Annotated in this window: 10 protein-coding genes; 9 read left to right on the top strand and 1 reads right to left on the bottom strand. The window is 63.7% G+C overall.

Annotation, left to right across the window (positions count from 1 at the left end; translation table 11 throughout):
• Window positions 1-194: 194 nt before the first annotated feature.
• From EL272_RS01805 to EL272_RS01770, 8 genes are all read left to right on the top strand, one after another.
• Window positions 195-2,204 (top strand): hypothetical protein, encoded by a 2,010-nt coding sequence (locus tag EL272_RS01805; RefSeq protein ID WP_061787241.1) that lies wholly within the window; start codon window positions 195-197, stop codon window positions 2,202-2,204.
• The gene (locus EL272_RS01800) at window positions 2,201-3,472 is read left to right on the top strand and encodes a hypothetical protein (RefSeq protein ID WP_061787242.1); all 1,272 of its coding nucleotides are present in this window, start codon (window positions 2,201-2,203) and stop codon (window positions 3,470-3,472) included. Before EL272_RS01805 ends, EL272_RS01800 begins: the two co-directional genes overlap by 4 nt.
• Before the next feature lie 126 nt (window positions 3,473-3,598).
• On the top strand, window positions 3,599-5,500 hold the full coding sequence (locus EL272_RS01795; RefSeq protein WP_061787243.1) for a hypothetical protein: 1,902 nt from the start codon (window positions 3,599-3,601) through the stop codon (window positions 5,498-5,500).
• 257 nt (window positions 5,501-5,757) lie between these two features.
• Window positions 5,758-6,831, top strand: a complete 1,074-nt coding sequence (locus EL272_RS01790) for a hypothetical protein (protein ID WP_061787244.1) — start codon at window positions 5,758-5,760, stop codon at window positions 6,829-6,831.
• Window positions 6,832-6,834: 3 nt separating this feature from the next.
• Entirely contained in the window at window positions 6,835-8,886 is a 2,052-nt protein-coding gene (locus EL272_RS01785; RefSeq protein WP_061787245.1) for a hypothetical protein, read from the top strand.
• Entirely contained in the window at window positions 8,883-10,145 is a 1,263-nt protein-coding gene (locus EL272_RS01780) for a hypothetical protein (protein ID WP_061787246.1), read from the top strand. Before EL272_RS01785 ends, EL272_RS01780 begins: the two co-directional genes overlap by 4 nt.
• A gap of 601 nt (window positions 10,146-10,746) precedes the next feature.
• The gene (locus EL272_RS01775; RefSeq protein WP_061787247.1) at window positions 10,747-11,562 is read left to right on the top strand and encodes an ABC transporter ATP-binding protein; all 816 of its coding nucleotides are present in this window, start codon (window positions 10,747-10,749) and stop codon (window positions 11,560-11,562) included.
• On the top strand, window positions 11,562-14,012 hold the full coding sequence (locus EL272_RS01770; protein WP_061787248.1) for an FtsX-like permease family protein: 2,451 nt from the start codon (window positions 11,562-11,564) through the stop codon (window positions 14,010-14,012). Before EL272_RS01775 ends, EL272_RS01770 begins: the two co-directional genes overlap by 1 nt.
• Window positions 14,013-14,225: 213 nt before the next feature.
• On the opposite strand, the gene EL272_RS01765 is transcribed toward EL272_RS01770, so the two are convergent.
• Window positions 14,226-14,876 carry a response regulator gene (locus tag EL272_RS01765; protein ID WP_061787249.1) on the bottom strand — a complete coding sequence of 217 codons (651 nt, stop codon included), beginning with the start codon at window positions 14,874-14,876 and terminating at the stop codon, window positions 14,226-14,228.
• A 166-nt stretch (window positions 14,877-15,042) separates the two neighbouring features.
• On the opposite strand from EL272_RS01765, the gene EL272_RS01760 reads away from it, so the two are divergent.
• A complete protein-coding gene (locus EL272_RS01760) occupies window positions 15,043-16,221 on the top strand; it encodes a sensor histidine kinase (RefSeq protein WP_061787250.1) in 1,179 nt (392 codons plus the stop codon).
• The last annotated feature ends 343 nt before the right edge of the window (window positions 16,222-16,564 follow it).

The raw sequence follows: 16,564 nt of genomic DNA, 5'->3' as shown, positions 1-16,564 counted from the left end.
CCGGCTGCGCCAGGCAACGCCCCCTCTCCTGAAAACGATTGAGCCGGGCCGGGACAAAGGAGCGGCCCGAGTCGAAACCACCATCAGCCGGACAGCACACGGCGCGTCGACGACATGCGCAGGCCGCTTCTCAAAGCCCGCGGGATTTCCCGGAAACCAGACGGGTGACCCTCCCCTGTTCGATAATGAAGTACATGTCCCAGACATCTGACGACATCATCGACACCGACGCAGACGATATCCCCATCGCCGCGAACCGGCGGGTGCTGGTCCTGCGGGCCCTGAGGATCGGCGGGCTGATTGCCGCCCTACCCAGCACGGTTCTTGCGGTTGTGTGGTGGAACAGTTTCCCTCTGCCGCACGACCTGCTCAGATCATTCCTCCAGCTCTTGCTCCCTCTCCCGGCGCTGTGGGTCGCGAGTGCGCTCGTCCGCAAGGTGTATCTCTGGTTCGACAACAAGTTTGCCCGCAGGATATGGCGGGGGGCGCGGAAGTTTTTCGCATCGCTCGTCGCTGTCTACACGATCGCCCTGACGGGGTGGCATGTGCATCGCTGGGGGCATTTCTATGCGGATTTCTCGTTCAGCATCATCGTATTGCTGACGCTGGCCGCGCTGACTGTTGCTCTGGGACTATCGACCGCCGTCGATCTGTGGCTCAGGGGCATCCGCGACCAGCGCGACGTCCTTCCTGGCGAACCCGATGACCCGGCCCGGTTTCGTCCCTTCCGCCCGGACGCGAACGACGAGGATGATTCCGGTTCCTCTCAGCGAAGGGGCCACAGGTACTGGGGTCGTCGTTTCATCGCGCTGCTGGCGCCCGCTCTGGCCCTGACACTCGCGTTGCTTCTCGTTCATGACACGTCGAACCCGGTGATCCAGACCACCGCCCACACTCCGGATGGCCCCCTCCCCACCCGGCCCACGCGCATCGGAAGCAGAATCGCCTGGGAGAAGGACGTCCCCGGTTTGCTCGACATCGCAGCCGGGGTCACTGGCCCCCTGATCCTCACCCCCGAGGGCTTGACCGCCGTCAATCCCGCTGACGGCTCCACCCTCTGGAGTTATCACCGCACAGGAGCGCAATACGTCAGTCTCCGGGAAGGGATGTGGTACAACATGTTCGGACCGGGTCGCTACCGTTCATATCTGCTGACCAATCCCAATGGTCGCTATGTCGCGTTTCGTATCGACGCCCCCGACGGGCTGGAGCAGGGCGGCAAGGAAATACGCGATGGCATCCTGACCATCATCATTGACACCGCGACCGGCCAGGTGACCAGCGAGCGGCTCACCGAAGCGTATTCGACTCTTCAGCTCACCGACACCGCTTTCTTCGACGGCAGGACCGCCTACAATCTCTCTGACGGTCAGGCTCGCTGGACCTTGGAGGCCGGAGAAACAGAAGGAGACAAATTTTTCACCGGTCCCGCAGGCCACAATTCTTTTGTCCTCAGTATGCGGATTGAACCCTTTTCAGGCCAGCAAAAAGTCTACGATCTGATCGTCGCCTCGGACAAGGATCCCAGCCAGAAAACCAAAGTGCCCAACTTTCCCGAGGCTGACGAAAACCCTGATGACGTGCCCGTAAGTATCAATGGGTGGACCGTGCAGTACGCGGAGAAGGTCGATGACCCCGACCACTACACGGCCCGGCAGGTGCAGGCCGTCAGCTTCGATTCCCTGGCCGGCCTGGAGGACGCCCCCGCTGTGGATCTCGGGAAGACCTTCGGACCCAATGTCGTCGCCTCCCACGCCTCTGGAACCGTGGCCCTCTACCCCGAGGACAAGTACGACCCTGCCGACACTGCCCAGCAGGTGGGAACCGTCTTCGACCCCGCCACCCGGACCGTGACGCCGGCCTCCGGGTGCGCGGGTCCAGTAGCGGTCAGGCTGGGCATCACCAGGGTCGCCGATGGCGGGGCGGTGTCGCGGGCGCTCGCCATCCGGCCCTGCGATGGTTCCGACGGGCTGACGCTCCCCGTGGTTCCCGGACCGTTCAGGCCGCCCACGACAACCGAGAGATCGGCCCCCCGACAGCTGTCCAAAAGAAGTCAACAGGAGCAGATCGCCACCATGATGAATGTTCCCGGCGTAACCCTCGTCGTCTTCAACCCCGAGGGAGAAATAAAAGCCAACGGGACAAGTGACATTGACCGGAAATATCCTTACCACCTGTATGCCCTGGCAGGTGATGCCTCGTGAAAACTCTGACGCCACTCACCCGCTTCATCGCGGCTGCCCTGCTCCTGGCCTTCTCGCTGACGGCCTGCTCCCGGGATGCGGGGACCCGTTTCACGTCTCTGACGGAAACCAGCGACGTGTCCGACCTCGTCTCCGCTCCCAGCGCGACCGACCCCGGATGGACGGTTGATCTCACAGATAAGTTGTACGCGGATCTGACCCTCCCCACGTCCAGCGGGCCGATTCTTCTCTTCCACACGTCCCGCCCCGCAATCCCGGACGATTCCACCAAGGAGGCGACAGTCGGAACGACGACCCTGGTGTCGCTGAATCCCGATACCGGTTCGGTGCGCTGGGCCAGGACTCTGGGGTCGGATCCCGTGGCTGACACCGCTGACAGCGACACACATCAGTCGCTGCTCGACAGCAGCAGGAAAAAGCTCCGTCACTCTGATGACGAGGAAGCGGGTTACGCCACCGTGAGTCCGAATGGGCGCTATCTGGCGATTCAGGCGCGGGCCCACATGGTGTCCGAGAAGTCCACCGATCCTGAGGACCAGCACGTGGGCATCGTCGTGCTGGACACCGGCACCGGGAATGAGGTCCGCACCGTCGAGGTCTCGGGAATAGTCCTGGCCCACGCTCTCACCGACGATTCCCTGGTGGTCGAAACCGCGCAGAACTTCTTCCCCGCAGGCAGCGGGACACTCACTCTCTTTCCCCTGGGCGATACCCGGGCAGAACCCACGACCCTTCGAACCGACCAATGGCTGGCCGGCACCACACACGACTCGCTCCTGTTGGCCCCGAACGAGCTGACAGAACTCCGGTGGGACTATCTCCCCACGCCCTGCACCGTCACCCGGCTCAGCACCACCGGCGAGACCCTGGGCACAGTGACCGGTGCCCGCGTGGTGCTTCCCGGAGGCTGGGTCGAACGCTTCAAGGATCCGGAGGCTGCGGCCACCACCCTGGCCCAGGAGTCGTCCGCTTCCGGTGTGGCGACCGAGCTCGTACATGTGGAAACCGGAACAATCATCGATGCCACCGGTTTCAGAGTCTCTGCAGAAACCCTTCCCACGGGCCCGGGAATTCGCCTATACACAAACACCACTGCCGACGAAGACTGGGGGGACAGCATCGAAGACCGCACGACATATTCCTGGTTTCCCGCCACCCCGGACAGCACGGCTCTGCGCACCGACGACATGCCCTGGATCACCGATCACGTCACCACCGATAAGAAACAGATCTTGTCCCGGGAAATCATTCACATGGAAAAGAGCTAAACCTTCGCCCCGGTTGCACGGCACTCATGATTTCAACGTCCATGTGCAGCACTCCACATGGATGTTGGGTGCTGCACAACCAGAAAACCGAGGCGATTGACCCTCCCCTATTCAATAATGAGGCACATGTCCCAGACCTCTGACGACACCGCCGACGCCAACACGGGCGACACCCCCATCGCCGCGAACCGCCGGGTGCTGGTCCTGCGAGCGCTGAGGATCGGCGGGCTGATCGCCTTCCTCGTCGCGTTGCTGCTGGCCTGCCCGTGGTGGGATGGTTTCCCCGTTCCGCAGAGCCACGTCAATCAGTTCTTGCTGTTCGGCGCCCCGCTTCCGCTCCTCTGGCTCCTGGGATTCTGGAAATGGGCCTCCAAGGTGTGGTTCGCCTGCCTCGTCCTCATCGACGCGGTCCCATTGGCGGCTTTTCAGGTGTACCGGTGGTGGCTGTTCCACTCGCAGTCCTCCGTCAGCGTGCCCTTGTTCCTGGCGTTGGCGCTGCTGGCCCTCGGCCTGGGGGTGTTCATCGTCGCCGATCTGTTGCTGCGGGCACTCCGGGATCAGCTCGACATCTCTCGTCGCGACCCCACCAATCCCGCACGTTTCCGCCCCCTCCGTGACGCGAATGCCACATCTCGGTGGCGCGGGCGTCTGCGCAGCCTCGCCCTCGTAGCTGGAGCCGTCGTGGTGCTGGTGGCCCCGGTTGTCCTCGCTCCCGCACTGACGGGTCCGGTCTCCACGACCGCCGCGGCCCCGGAAGGCGACCTGCCCGCGCGTCCCACCACCATTGGCAGCGAGGTGACGTGGAGGCAGGATGTCCGTGGGTTGATCGAAGTCAAGGTGGGGGCGGCTGGGCCGATCCTGCTCACCAAAGACGGCGTGACCGCCCTCAAACCCGGCGACGGGACCGTTTTGTGGAGCTATCGCCGCCACGGGGCAAGGTATCTCAGGATTCCGGATAACACGAACAAAGTACGCGGCCTCGACCGCGACAAGTACAACGATCGTGTCACACCCCACATGGTGACCAGCCCCACCGGTCGCCACGTGGCGCTACGGATCATGGGCCCCAAGGAACTGCGGGAAAAATACCCAACGACACACGCCGACCATGATTCGTCCGTCAATGCCATGACCATCGTCATCGACACCCTCACCGGACAGGTGACCGGCGAGCATCCCTCCAACGAGGTCTGGCGTCTCCAGCTCAGTGACTCCGCCGTACTGGACGGTAAAACCGCCTATTCCCTGGAGGATGGCGAAAAGCTTTGGTCCTTCGCAGAGGAGAAGTATGAGTACAGGGGTTACTCGGGCCCGGCAGGACACAAATGCTTCGTCGCGACGAACCACAAGCAGACTAACGGCCCACACGTCAGCACACGGATAACACTGACCCCGGACAGCGCTATACGGATCGACTCCAAGAGAGTCAGCATCACTTTGGACGCTGACGCCGAAGGATTCCCCGTGCTGGTGAATGGCTGGGCGATCCAACCCAAGAGCCCGGACGATGTGTTGCGCACGGACACAGATTGGGAAGCTCAAGCGGTTTCGCTCGACTCCCTCATCGGATTTGGCGACGAGGAACCGGTCGATCTCGGCAGGATCACCGGCGTCCACCACGACACATCACACAGGTCGGGAGTCCTCCGCACCTCGGAATCCGTCTTCGACCCGACCACCCGAACGGTCACCCCCGCGTCCCAGTACCCAGGCCTGGCGGGAGCCAGAACCGGAATCGATACGACCATCCGGGAGGGAAAGCAATCAAGGGAGCTCGTCATACGCCCCGGCGACGGCTCAGCGGGGCTCACGATTCCCATCGAGCCGGGTTCCGTCTCCTTTCCAGTGGAAGAAAAAGATCCTGCCTCATCCGAACCAGAGAAGAAGACGATTTTTCTCAACGCCCCAGGGGTCACCCTCGTGGCTCTCGATCCTGAGAACGGAATCGAGCATCACAACAGCAAGGATGGCGATTACATCCATACTCACACCCATCGCCTGTACGGCGTGACAGGGGGTTCGGCATGAGCGCAAATAGACGACTGAGGCATGTGATGGCTGGCTTGCTTCTTCTCGCCTTGGTGATTTCGGGATGTTCTCGCCCCGAAACTAGGAGCAGCGATACACGTCCACGACAGGTTCGCTCCATCAGCTTCCAGGAAATTGGCGCTCCTCCTTTTAAATCTCCTTTGCCAGAACCGATCCGAACCGAGGACGGATGGCGCATGAAGCTCACAGCTTCAAACTCAGATTTTCACATTCACCCCACGGCACATGGTCCTGTAGTGATCACAGAGGGAATCCTCCCCACGGTTGCCACGGGCAAAAAGATCATTTCCCTGGAGCCCAGCACGGGATCCGTGAAGTGGCTGCGCGTGAGCAACACCCTCGGCCCAGTCGAAAGAAGCACCGGCCTCAGATCAGAAGAACCGAGAACCGACATGATCGCAGCCACGCCGCAGAGCTGGGCTTTCACGCCACAGGTTGTCGTCAGCCCCAATGGGAAGTACCTGGCGATCCGGACTCATTCGTACCTGGACCCCGAGGATTCCGAGAACATTGGCGACCAGCGCGTGGGCATCACCGTCCTGAACGCCGAGACCGGGGAGACAGTTCGCAACGTCGAGGTCTCCGGTCTGGTTCTGGGGCAGGCCCTCACCAATGACTCGCTGGCAGTCGAGACCGCCCAGAACTACTACCCCGCCGGCACCGGGGTCATCAATGCTTTCTCATTGAGCAAAGCGCAGGCCGAGCCCACCAGCTTCCGCTCCGATCACTGGCTGATCGGAGCCAGCCCCGAATCCCTGCTCATGTCGCAGGAGCTTCCGTCTCACGACGGTTCCGGCGCCTCGTGGCCCTATGCCATCACCAGGACCAACACCGCGGGCAAGGAGCTGGGAACCGTGATCGGTGTTCGTGGCCTTCATCCCGGAGGATGGGTCGATCGTTTCAAGGATCCGGAGGCGGCCGCGGAGATCGCGAACTCGCAGGGCGACGCATCCGAGCGCACAAAGGCCTTGGAAGCGCTACAGCACGAGTTGTTCCATGTCGACACCGGAACAACATTGGATGCGGCCAATCTGCTGGTGGCCGACGTAGTCCTCCCCACTGGGTCCGGCATTCTCCTCTACACGCAACGCACGGAGAGCGAGGAGGAGAAAACAGTCATCTATCCCACCCCGGTGTCCTGGCTCGACACGACGAACGGTCGCAATTCACTGAGTCAGGAGAAGACGACCCAGATCCTGCACCACGCCTCCCAGCACGTGTGGAACGACGGTTTCTTTCCATCACTCACAACCCTCACCCCCGGGGTGGAGGCCCCACCGGGATCACTACCGCTGCCGAAGGAACAATGATCCATGTCCGATACCTCGATTCCAGAAGACGACATGACAGCCGACGGCGTCGATGCCCCCATCACAGAGGACACCGAGACCTCCGAACCGGCGAAAGACCAGCACCGGTACGCCTTTTTGTCGCGGCACATCTCGATGCTCAGGGCTCTCCGACTCAGCGGAATCCTCACCATCATTTTCGCAATTGCATTGTACGTATTTCTGGGCGGCAGCAACAACGCTTTTTGGCCACCCAAAGGATTGCTCCTCGGATTGTTTCTAGGAATTCTTCTGATTTTTATCACCTGGGCTTGGAGCAGACAGATTAACGCTTGGCGGCGCTTGATTGCCCTGTTCTTCGCCCTGTGCTCGGTCATGTCCGCCGGTTTTCTGGTGCACTGGTGGTGGAAGCTCTACGACCAGACCTCGTTCAACTCCGCTTTCCTGCTGACCTTGGGCTTGGCATCGATCGGGTTGGGTTTACTGATCGCCACCGACTTGCTGCTCCGGGGAGTCAGGGACCACTTGGAAACCACCCCTGGCAGCGCCGACGATCCATCCATTCTCACTCCCTACCGCTCCAGCGTAGACGCCACCGCCACCGGCATAGGGAAAAGGATTCTGCATGGGATTCTTCGGTTCATTCGCGTCTTGGTGCCCACCGCGGTGCTGGTCACGGCGAGCGTTGCGGCTCACACGGTGGCGAACCCGGTCACACAGACAACCGCCCCACTTCCCGAAGGCCCCCTGCCCGAGCGTTCCACGGGCATCGGCACCACCATCGCCTGGACCAAAGACGTGCCGGGACTGCTGGCCACCGCTTCCGGGGTGGCCGGCCCGGTGATATTGACCACCGAAGGCGTGACCGGTCTCAATCCCGCTGACGGCAGCACCTTGTGGAGCTACACACGGAAAAACACCCGCTTCTGCATGGGCCGCTGTGGACAAGCTCCCTTTCGCTCTCAGCTTCTATTCACCAGTCCCACCGGCCGGTATATTGCCGTGCAATTCGGCATACCGGAAGAGGTCGAGAGCTCCAACCCAGTTCATGATGCCATGACCGTGGTTCTGGACACCCTCACCGGGCAAGTCACCGGCGAGCATCCATCAAATGAAAAGAATAAGCTCCAGCTGACGGATTCTGCTCTTCTCGACGGCGACACCGCCTACAACCTCGACGACGGAAAGATTCGCTGGAAACTGGCCGGCAAGAAAGAGAGAACCTATGAAGTGAGAGCCTCCGAAAGGAATGCTCGCTCCGGCCCTGCAGGCCACAGATCATTCATACTGACCGGCCCCGACAACAAATACAATCTGATCTCTGACACCGATCCAACCTCCACCACCGGAGTGGCCAATCTCGCCGACGACCCCCTGACCGAAAGACTGGTGGTAGTGAACGGCTGGACCATCCAGTACAGGAATTCCCCCGATTCCGAGAACGGGGAGCCACGCGAAAATCTCCGGGGCAGGGAAGCGCGAGCCGTCACGCTCGACTCCCTCGCTGGTCTGGACGACGGCACCACACCTGTTGACCTCGGCAGAATCTCTGGCGTGAACTCCGCAGCCTCTCGGGCATCCGGAACCTTGGCCACATATCCCCCATACGACGGTCGCTCCAAATTTGACTCCAGTGAATACACCGATGACATCTGGGTAGGTGCTGTTTTTGATACATCCACCCAACGTGTCACACCCGCCACTCAGTACGCGGGGCTGGCAACCGCCAAGGTAGGGCTCATGGCAACCTCCGAGAAGGGACAGCTGTCGGGCTCCCTCGTCGTGAGGCCAGGTGACGGCTCCGACGGTGCCACCATCCCCGTGGTCCCGGGCTCCACAGTGACGCCCCCCGAGCGGCTCGCACGAGACCGCGACCAGCAGCCCATGCAATTTTTCCCCATCGGCGAAACAAGATACGCCGACTTGCACATCTTGGAGAGGACTGTCGATGCCATGAAAGCTCCCGGGGTGACGCTCCTTCTGCTGGATGGCGGCGGGAAGACCATGCCTCTTTCCCAGCGTTATTACGATAATCACGTCTACCGGTTGTATGGGCTGACGGGAGCCACCTCATGAATTTTCGCAGAAAACTGGCCACGGCAATCACGGGAACTCTTTTCCTCTCCCTGCTGCTCGGTTCCTGCACCCACAACACTGATCCTCATACCGTGAAGATCAGCGACACCGGAGACGTCTCACACCTCATCGAGGCTCCCGTGCAAAACCCCACCGGATGGAAGGCCACCGTGACACCATATGCCATCCACGACGACCAATCATCTGGTGTTTCCACGCTTGGTGGCCCCATCGTCCTGTTCTACTCATCCCGCACAGATAAGACCAAATTTTCCCCGGGCAAAACCACAACGGGAACCCTCGTGGCACTGAACTCCAGAGATGGCTCGGTGCGCTGGGCACGTACTTTGGAGCCCGGTTTTCCCGAAAATCATCTCCGCAGTAGCGACGATATGCCCCAAACCAGATTCGAACAAGACCGGGAAGGGGATCAGAAATTCATCGCAGCCAGCCCAAACGGTCGCTATCTGGCTGTCCGGCTCCTGCCATACATGGCATCCAAGAACCCCCGCAGCTTCGGTGACCAGCACACGCACATCATCGTCCTCGACACCGAAACCGGCAACGAGGTCCGCACCGTCGAAGTCACGGGAATCGTTCTGGGCCACGCCCTGACCAACAACTCACTAGCGGTTGAAACCGCGGAGAATTTCTACCCAGCAGACACCGGAAAACTCGACGTCTTCTCCCTCACAAACCCTCAGGAGAAACCAAGCAGCATACGCACAAACCGCTGGCTCGCCGGAGCAACCAGCGAGTCACTACTCCTAACACAACAGGATCCTAAAGGCACTTACCAAGACTCAATCTACACTCTCACCACACTCAGCACCGCCGGCGAGGAAAAAGACACCATCGCGGGGGTGGCCGCCATTCACCCGGGCGGCTGGATAGAACGCTTCAAGGACCCAGAAACCGCCGCAACCATATTCCAGAGGGACGCGTCAACAGCACCGGAAGAGACGCAACGCATGAAAGACCTGAATGCGCTCCCCCGCGACCTGATCAACCTCGAAACCGGAATTACCTTCGACATCACCGGCCTGTCCACAACCGAGGTGACTCTCCCAACCAGCCCCGGGATTCTGCTGCGAACAGCAACAACAACCGAAAAGGATGGAAAGGAAAGCACCACCTACACCGCAACCTCCTGGCTTCCCGCCACACCAGAAGCCACGGAACTACGCACCGACGACATGCAACACATCGAGGGCAAAGTGGCCAGCAAACCCACCCACATGGGCGACGAGGTGAGATAGGAGTCGTATCGAACAAACCCGGCTGCGACATTCCTGCACCTGCAAGATGGTGTCAACACGACCCGCTCGCTGACGCTCGTGAGTATCGGCTCAACCAACTTCCCTCCCCTGAAGCCGGTTGAGCCGGGCCGCGAGGAACGAGCGACCCGAGTCGAAACCACCCGCAGCCGAAAAACAGACCCGACCCCAAGCCACCATGGCTTCGACACGACCAGCTCGCAAAGCGAGCAGGCCGGCTCAACCAACTTCACCACTTCAAAGCTGGTTGAGCCGGGCAGCGAGGAACGAGCAGCCCGAGTCGAAACCACCCGCAGCCGAAAAACAGACCCGACCCCAAGCCACCATGGCTTCGACACGACCAGCTCGCTGACGCTCGTGAGGATCGGCTCAACCAGCTGTGCGAGAGGTTTGGCACGACCCACTCGCTGACGCTCGTGAGGATGCTCAACCAGCTTTCCCGGCCCGCGACCGCGTCTCCTCCTTAGGTAGGAGGCCCTCCGAGAGTTCCGTCCTTCGGGGAATGGGAGGGCATCGCGCTGATTCCTAGCCTTTTTCACGTCAGGCCGGAGGACCTCCGGGACGCAAGAGAAAGGTTTGGGCGATGCCCTCTCAGGAACAGCTCCACCCATTCGGTGACCCGACCCGCCAGGCCCGGTCCGACATCGTCGTCGAGGCCCGGGGCCTGTGCAGGACGTACGGTTCCGGGCAGGCGCAGGTCGTCGCCCTCGACAACGTCAATCTCTCGGTCCGGCGGGGTGAGTTCGTCGCGATCATGGGCCCCTCCGGGTCGGGAAAGTCGACGCTCCTGCACTGCCTGGCGGGCCTGGACATCCCCAACGGTGGACAGAGCCGCATAGCGGGCCGCGACATCACCGGCATGAACGACGACGACCTCACACGGATGCGCCGCGACATGCTCGGGTTCATCTTCCAGTCGTTCAACCTGCTGCCGAGCCTCAGCGCCGAGGAGAACATCCTCCTGCCGCTTCGCCTGGCGCGCCGTTCCCCCGACAAGGGCTGGTACGACGCCATCATCGCGGCGCTGGGCATCAAGAACCGTTTGACGCACCGCCCGTCGGAGCTGTCCGGCGGCCAGCAGCAACGCGTCGCCGTCGCCAGGGCCCTCGCGGGACGTCCCGAGGTGGTCTTCGCCGACGAGCCGACGGGCGCCCTGGACTCGGAGTCCTCGGATTCGCTGCTGGAGGTCCTGGCCCGGATGTGCGACACGCTGGGGCAGACCGTGGTCATGGTCACCCACGACGAGAACGCCGCTGCTGCCACCAACCGTGTAGTGCGGCTGCGTGACGGCCGCATCATCGACGACAGGTACATCCGTCGCGGCAGCGCCTTCCAGGCCCCGCCGCCCGGAGGCCGTCCCGCGGCCGGGCAGCCGCGTCGCCAGGGGGAGGTTCGCTGATGCCTTCCTTCCTCGACTTCCGCCGCACCGTCGCCGCCCTCGTCGCGGTGGCCATGAGCGCAGCCCTGATCGCTTTCGCGTTCATCACCTCCGATTCGTTCAAGACCCATTTCGAGGCCAGCGCCCGCCAGGACCTGGACGGCGCCAGCCTGGTCGTCACCTCAGGCCGGGAACACCTGCCGGCGCAGGTTCTCGACCAGGTCCGGGCCCTCGACGGGGTCGCCGCGGCGCGGGGCACCACCTGGGATGTCCTGGACCTTGACCTGCCCCCGCAGCTCATGAGCACCGCGAGTTCCAAGGCGATCCTGAGAAGCGTCCCCGTCCTCACCGACTTCACCACACTGGCCTCCGGGAAACTGCCCACCGGGGCTGGTGAGGCCGCCGTCAACACCAACCTGGCGGAGGCCCACGGACTCGGGGTCGGTGATTCACTGCGTCTGAAGAACCACGAGGGCACCACGGTCAGCGTCCAGGTGGTGGGGATCGTCTCGGGTAACAAGGGTGAGGATGCCCTGTACGCGACGCGGGAACAGCTGGCGGCCATGGGCACCGACACCAACTACCAGAACCTCTACGTCACCGCGAAACCGGGCGCCGACGTGCGCGCGCTCCGCGGTCAGGTCGGGGATGTGATCCGCGCCACCGGTTCCACCGCGACGGTGAGCACCGCCGAGGACACGATCGCCCAGAACGCCGTCAAGGACACCGCGGGCGGCTCCACCACCAGCACCCTGATCAACCTGCTGGCGCCCGTGTGCGCGGTGGTGGCGATCATCGTCATCACGACCACCTTCACCACCCTCGTTGCACGCCAGACCCGTGTCATCGGCCTGTTGCGCTGCGTCGGCGCCTCCCGCCGCCAGACCTTCCGGGCCGTGCTGCGCACCGCCGCCCTGACCGGCGTGGCCGGTTCCGTCGCCGGCGCCGCCCTGGGAACGGGGATCGCCGCCGCCATCATCCACTCCGGAATCGTCGAAGGCCTTCAGGGTCGCGACCTCACCATCACCCCGGTCGCCCTGGGGTTGAGTGTTCTCCTCGGCACCCTCGTGACCCTCGTGGCGGTACTGCGACCCGCCCGTCGCGCCACCCGCGTCTCAGCGCTCGTCGCCCTGACCGGGCAGGTCGCGGACTCTTCCGATCCGCGTCGCAGGCGCCGCCGGATGATCCGGGTCGGCTTCCTCGCGTCCCTCGTCCTGGTGGCGGGGATCGCCGTCACCTTCCTCGGTGTCAGCGGGAAGAGCATCGTGATCGCGGCAGCCGGTGGCGTGCTCGTCCTGATCGGCCTGCTGGGAGCGCTGCCCCTGCTGGTGATCGCCACCGCGGCCCTCGTCGAGCGGCTGCCCGGGGCCGGGAAACGGCCGATCCTGCAGCTCGCTGCCCGGAACCTGGCGCGCAACTCCACGCGTTCCGCGTCTTCGGCCGCCTCCGTGCTGGTCAGTGTCGTGGCCGGATCGGTGCTCTTCGTCGGCATCCTGTCGTTCAACTCCGCCTGGGGCGCCTACATGAACAACCACGCTCCCATTGACGTCACCGTCGAGGGCGTCACCGCGGAGACCGACACCGCGGCGCTGACCTCGAACATTCAGCACGTCGACGGCGTAGAATCGGCCATCGCGATCCCTAACCTCCGCGTCACCCAGGAGTCCGCGGGCTCCGAGAGTTCGGAGTTCCACGTGCTGGCCGTCGACACCAAGGCGATCGCACCAGTGGTGCGCTCCACCGCGGGCCTGGAGGACCTGAACGACGACACCCTCGTCGTCGGTGGGATCTACGACATCCCCGACGGCACGAAGGTCACCCTCACCGGCCCCGGCGGTAGCGTCCAGGTCACCGCCCGGGTGCGGGAGGGCTGGGGTGCGGTCATCACCCCCGCGACCGCCGAACGTCTCGCCGGTGGCAAGGCGAGCGACAGCGTGATGTGGGTCCGCACCCACGGAGACGGCTCGTCGGAGGCACCGGAGAAGGCCATCCGCCAACTCGTGCGCGGGCAGGGCATGATGGTCACCGGGCGCGCCGCCGCCGTGAACCTCTTCACCAAACAGCTCAACCAGGTGGCGGTCGTCGTCAGCGCCGTCCTGGGGTTGTCGCTGATCATCGCCCTGAGCGGCCTGGCCAACACCACCGACGTCGCCGTCCTGGAACGCACCCGCGAGATCGGGATGCTGCGCGCCACGGGCACCTGCCGCAGCGAGATCAGGCGCCTCATCACGGTGGAGGGTCTGCTGACAGCCCTGCTGGCTGGCGTCCTGGGATGCCTGGCAGGAGCCGGTCTCGGACACGCCGGACTCCTGGCGGTCCTGGGACAGGACGCCTCGATCGCCCCCACGATCCCGGTCCTGCCGCTGGTCGGCATGCTGGTCCTCGCGGCCGCCGTCGGGATCCTCGCCTCCCTGCGACCCGCCGGTCGCGCCAGCCGCATCCCACCCGTCCAGGCCCTCGCCCAGGACTGATCATCTCCCCGAAGCCGGTTGAGCCAGCACGTGAGCGCCAGCGAACGGCTGAGTCGAAACCACACGCAGCCGAAAAACAAACCCAACCCCGGTCCCCGGACAAGGTCACCATGGTTTCGACACGGACCACTCGCTTCGCTCGCAGCCCGGCTCAACCAGCTTCGAAAAGAACAAAGCCGGTTGAGCCAGCACGTGAGGGTCGGCCGACTGTCATCACCCCAGTTGATGTACCGCGACCACAAGTTTCAGCCGTGACGGCGTCCCGTATTTCTTCATGAGGTTTGAGACATGAGTTTTCACCGTGGATTCCGCGACGACGAGACGCCCGGCGATCTCGGCGTTGGAGTATCCCTCGCACAGCAGGTCCAGCACCGCCTGTTCCGCCTCGGTGAGGTCGGGGTGTCCGCCGACCCGGCGGGGTCGCAGATGCTGGGAGACGAGCCGGGAGGTCGTGGTCGGGGAGATCGTCGTCCCACCGGAGTGCGCGGCGATGACGGCCCGGATCACGTCCTCGGGGGACGAGTCCTTGAGGAGGAATCCGTTGGCCTGCTGGGACAGGGCGGTGAGCATCGCGGAGTCGTCGTCGAAGGACGTCAGCATGACCACGGCGGTGCGCGGGTGCTGTTCCTGGACCCGGGCCAGCAGTTCGAGACCGTCCATGCCGGGCATGCGCACGTCCGAGACGAGGACATCGACGGGAATCCGTTTCAGGAAGGCGAGGAGGTCGCGGGCCGAGGTGAAGGTGCTCAACACCTCGATCTGGGGAGAGGAGCTCAGGTATGAACGCAGCGCCTGCACCACGAAGGGGTCGTCGTCGACAATCGCGACCCGCACCGCCCGCTGTGAACCCTCGGCTTCGGTCATGGGAGGATCTTAGGGCCGCGCGGGCCCATGCTCCTTCCCGGAGCCGGTCGAGGCGGCCCGCACACGCCGGCGGACGGGCCGTCCCGCCGCCTTCCGGCGGCAGAACCCGTCGCCCTTCCGCAGCCACACGACCTAATCGACGTCTTCTCGACAGGAGAGTTTCCCCATGATCCCCGGGTTTCTCGACGCGCTTCGTCGCCCCTCCTGTTTCTCCACCTGGCAACCCACCGCTCGCACGCATCTGCTGCACGTCGGATTCGCGGCGCTGCTGGTGCTGATCTCGATCAAGTCGGCCTGGCCGCTGGGGCAGTCGTCGCTCGGTTTCGGGATCGCGGGCGGGGTGGCGTTGGCGCTCTGTTCCCGGTACCCGGGTATCGGGGCGGTGGCGGGAGTCGCGGTGGCCTGGTCCGCGGCCTTCCTCAACGACGGCCTCCCGACCCTGTCCCCGGGCATCGTTCCCTGGCTCTGCGCCGCGGTTCTCATCGCCCGCGGTCATCATCGCGGCCCGGCCTACGGCTCGGTGATCCTGCACATGATGGTGGAGCTGGTGGTCATGACCCGGGTCCTGCCCTATGGGGGTTGGCTCGAGGATCTCACGACGCAGGCGTTCGGGGGTGGTGTGGCACTCCTGGTGGGTGAGTTGTCGCGACTGCCCCGGCACCAGGCCGAGGACTCCATCCTCGCGCACCGTTCAGAGCTGGAACGCCAGCGCATCCTGGTGGTCTCCGAGCTTCACGACACCGTGGTGCGCGACCTCACCCACGCCGTCATGACGGCGGAACAGGTCCGGCTCGCCCACCCCGAGAACGACCTCCTGGTCCGGGAGCTGGGGACGATGATCGGTTCGGTCCGGACCTCCGTGGAACAGTTGCGCCATTCGCTTCGGGCGATACGGGACCTGCGCGGCGAGGAGCACCTCGATCTGCTGGCCACCGAGGCTCCCAGGCCTTTGAGGGAGGTGGTCGCGGAGGCCGGGGAGACCCTCGGACGGCGAGGTGTGGATCTGGTCGTCGAGGGAATCGACGTGTTCGACGAGACTGCGATACCCCCCGGGATCAGGGTTCAGCTCACACGGGTGCTGGGTGAGCTGGTGACGAACACCACCAAGTACGCCGCCCCCTCGGGAAGCGCCCGCATCGTCGTGGAATCCGACGGTGACACCGTCGAGGCCCTGGTCAGCAACGACGTCGCGGCCTCCCTCGGGAAGGATCCCGCGACCTCCTCCGGTCTCGGACTGGAGGGTGCGCGACATCGCATCGAATCGCTGAGCGGCACCTTCGACGTCACCCGGACCCCGAGTCGCTGGACGGTCGTGCTCAGCATTCCCCTCCGACCGGCTCTCTGACCGCCCCCTCCCCCTGTTTCGCTGGCCCTCCCGGTTTGGGGGTCGCGACGAAGGACACGGTCTCCTCGAAGCTGGTTGAGCCGGGCTGCGACGAAGGAGCAACCCGAGTCGAAACCACCCGGTATTTCTCGGAAAGAGCAAAGCCGGTTGAGCCAGCACGTGAGCGCCAGCGAACGGCTGAGTCGAAACCACCCAGCAGCCGAAAAGCAGACCCGACCCCAAGCCACCATGGTTTCGACACGACCAGCTCGCAGAGCGAGCAGGTCGGCTCAACCAACTTCCTTCACACAAGCCGGTTGAGCCGGACTGCGACGAAGGAGCAACCCGAGTCGAAACCACCCGG

The sequence above is a fragment of the Arachnia propionica genome, assembly GCF_900637725.1.
GTDB classification, from domain to species: Bacteria; Actinomycetota; Actinomycetes; order Propionibacteriales; family Propionibacteriaceae; genus Arachnia; species Arachnia propionica.
This window is presented reverse-complemented; position numbering and strand designations above follow the sequence as displayed.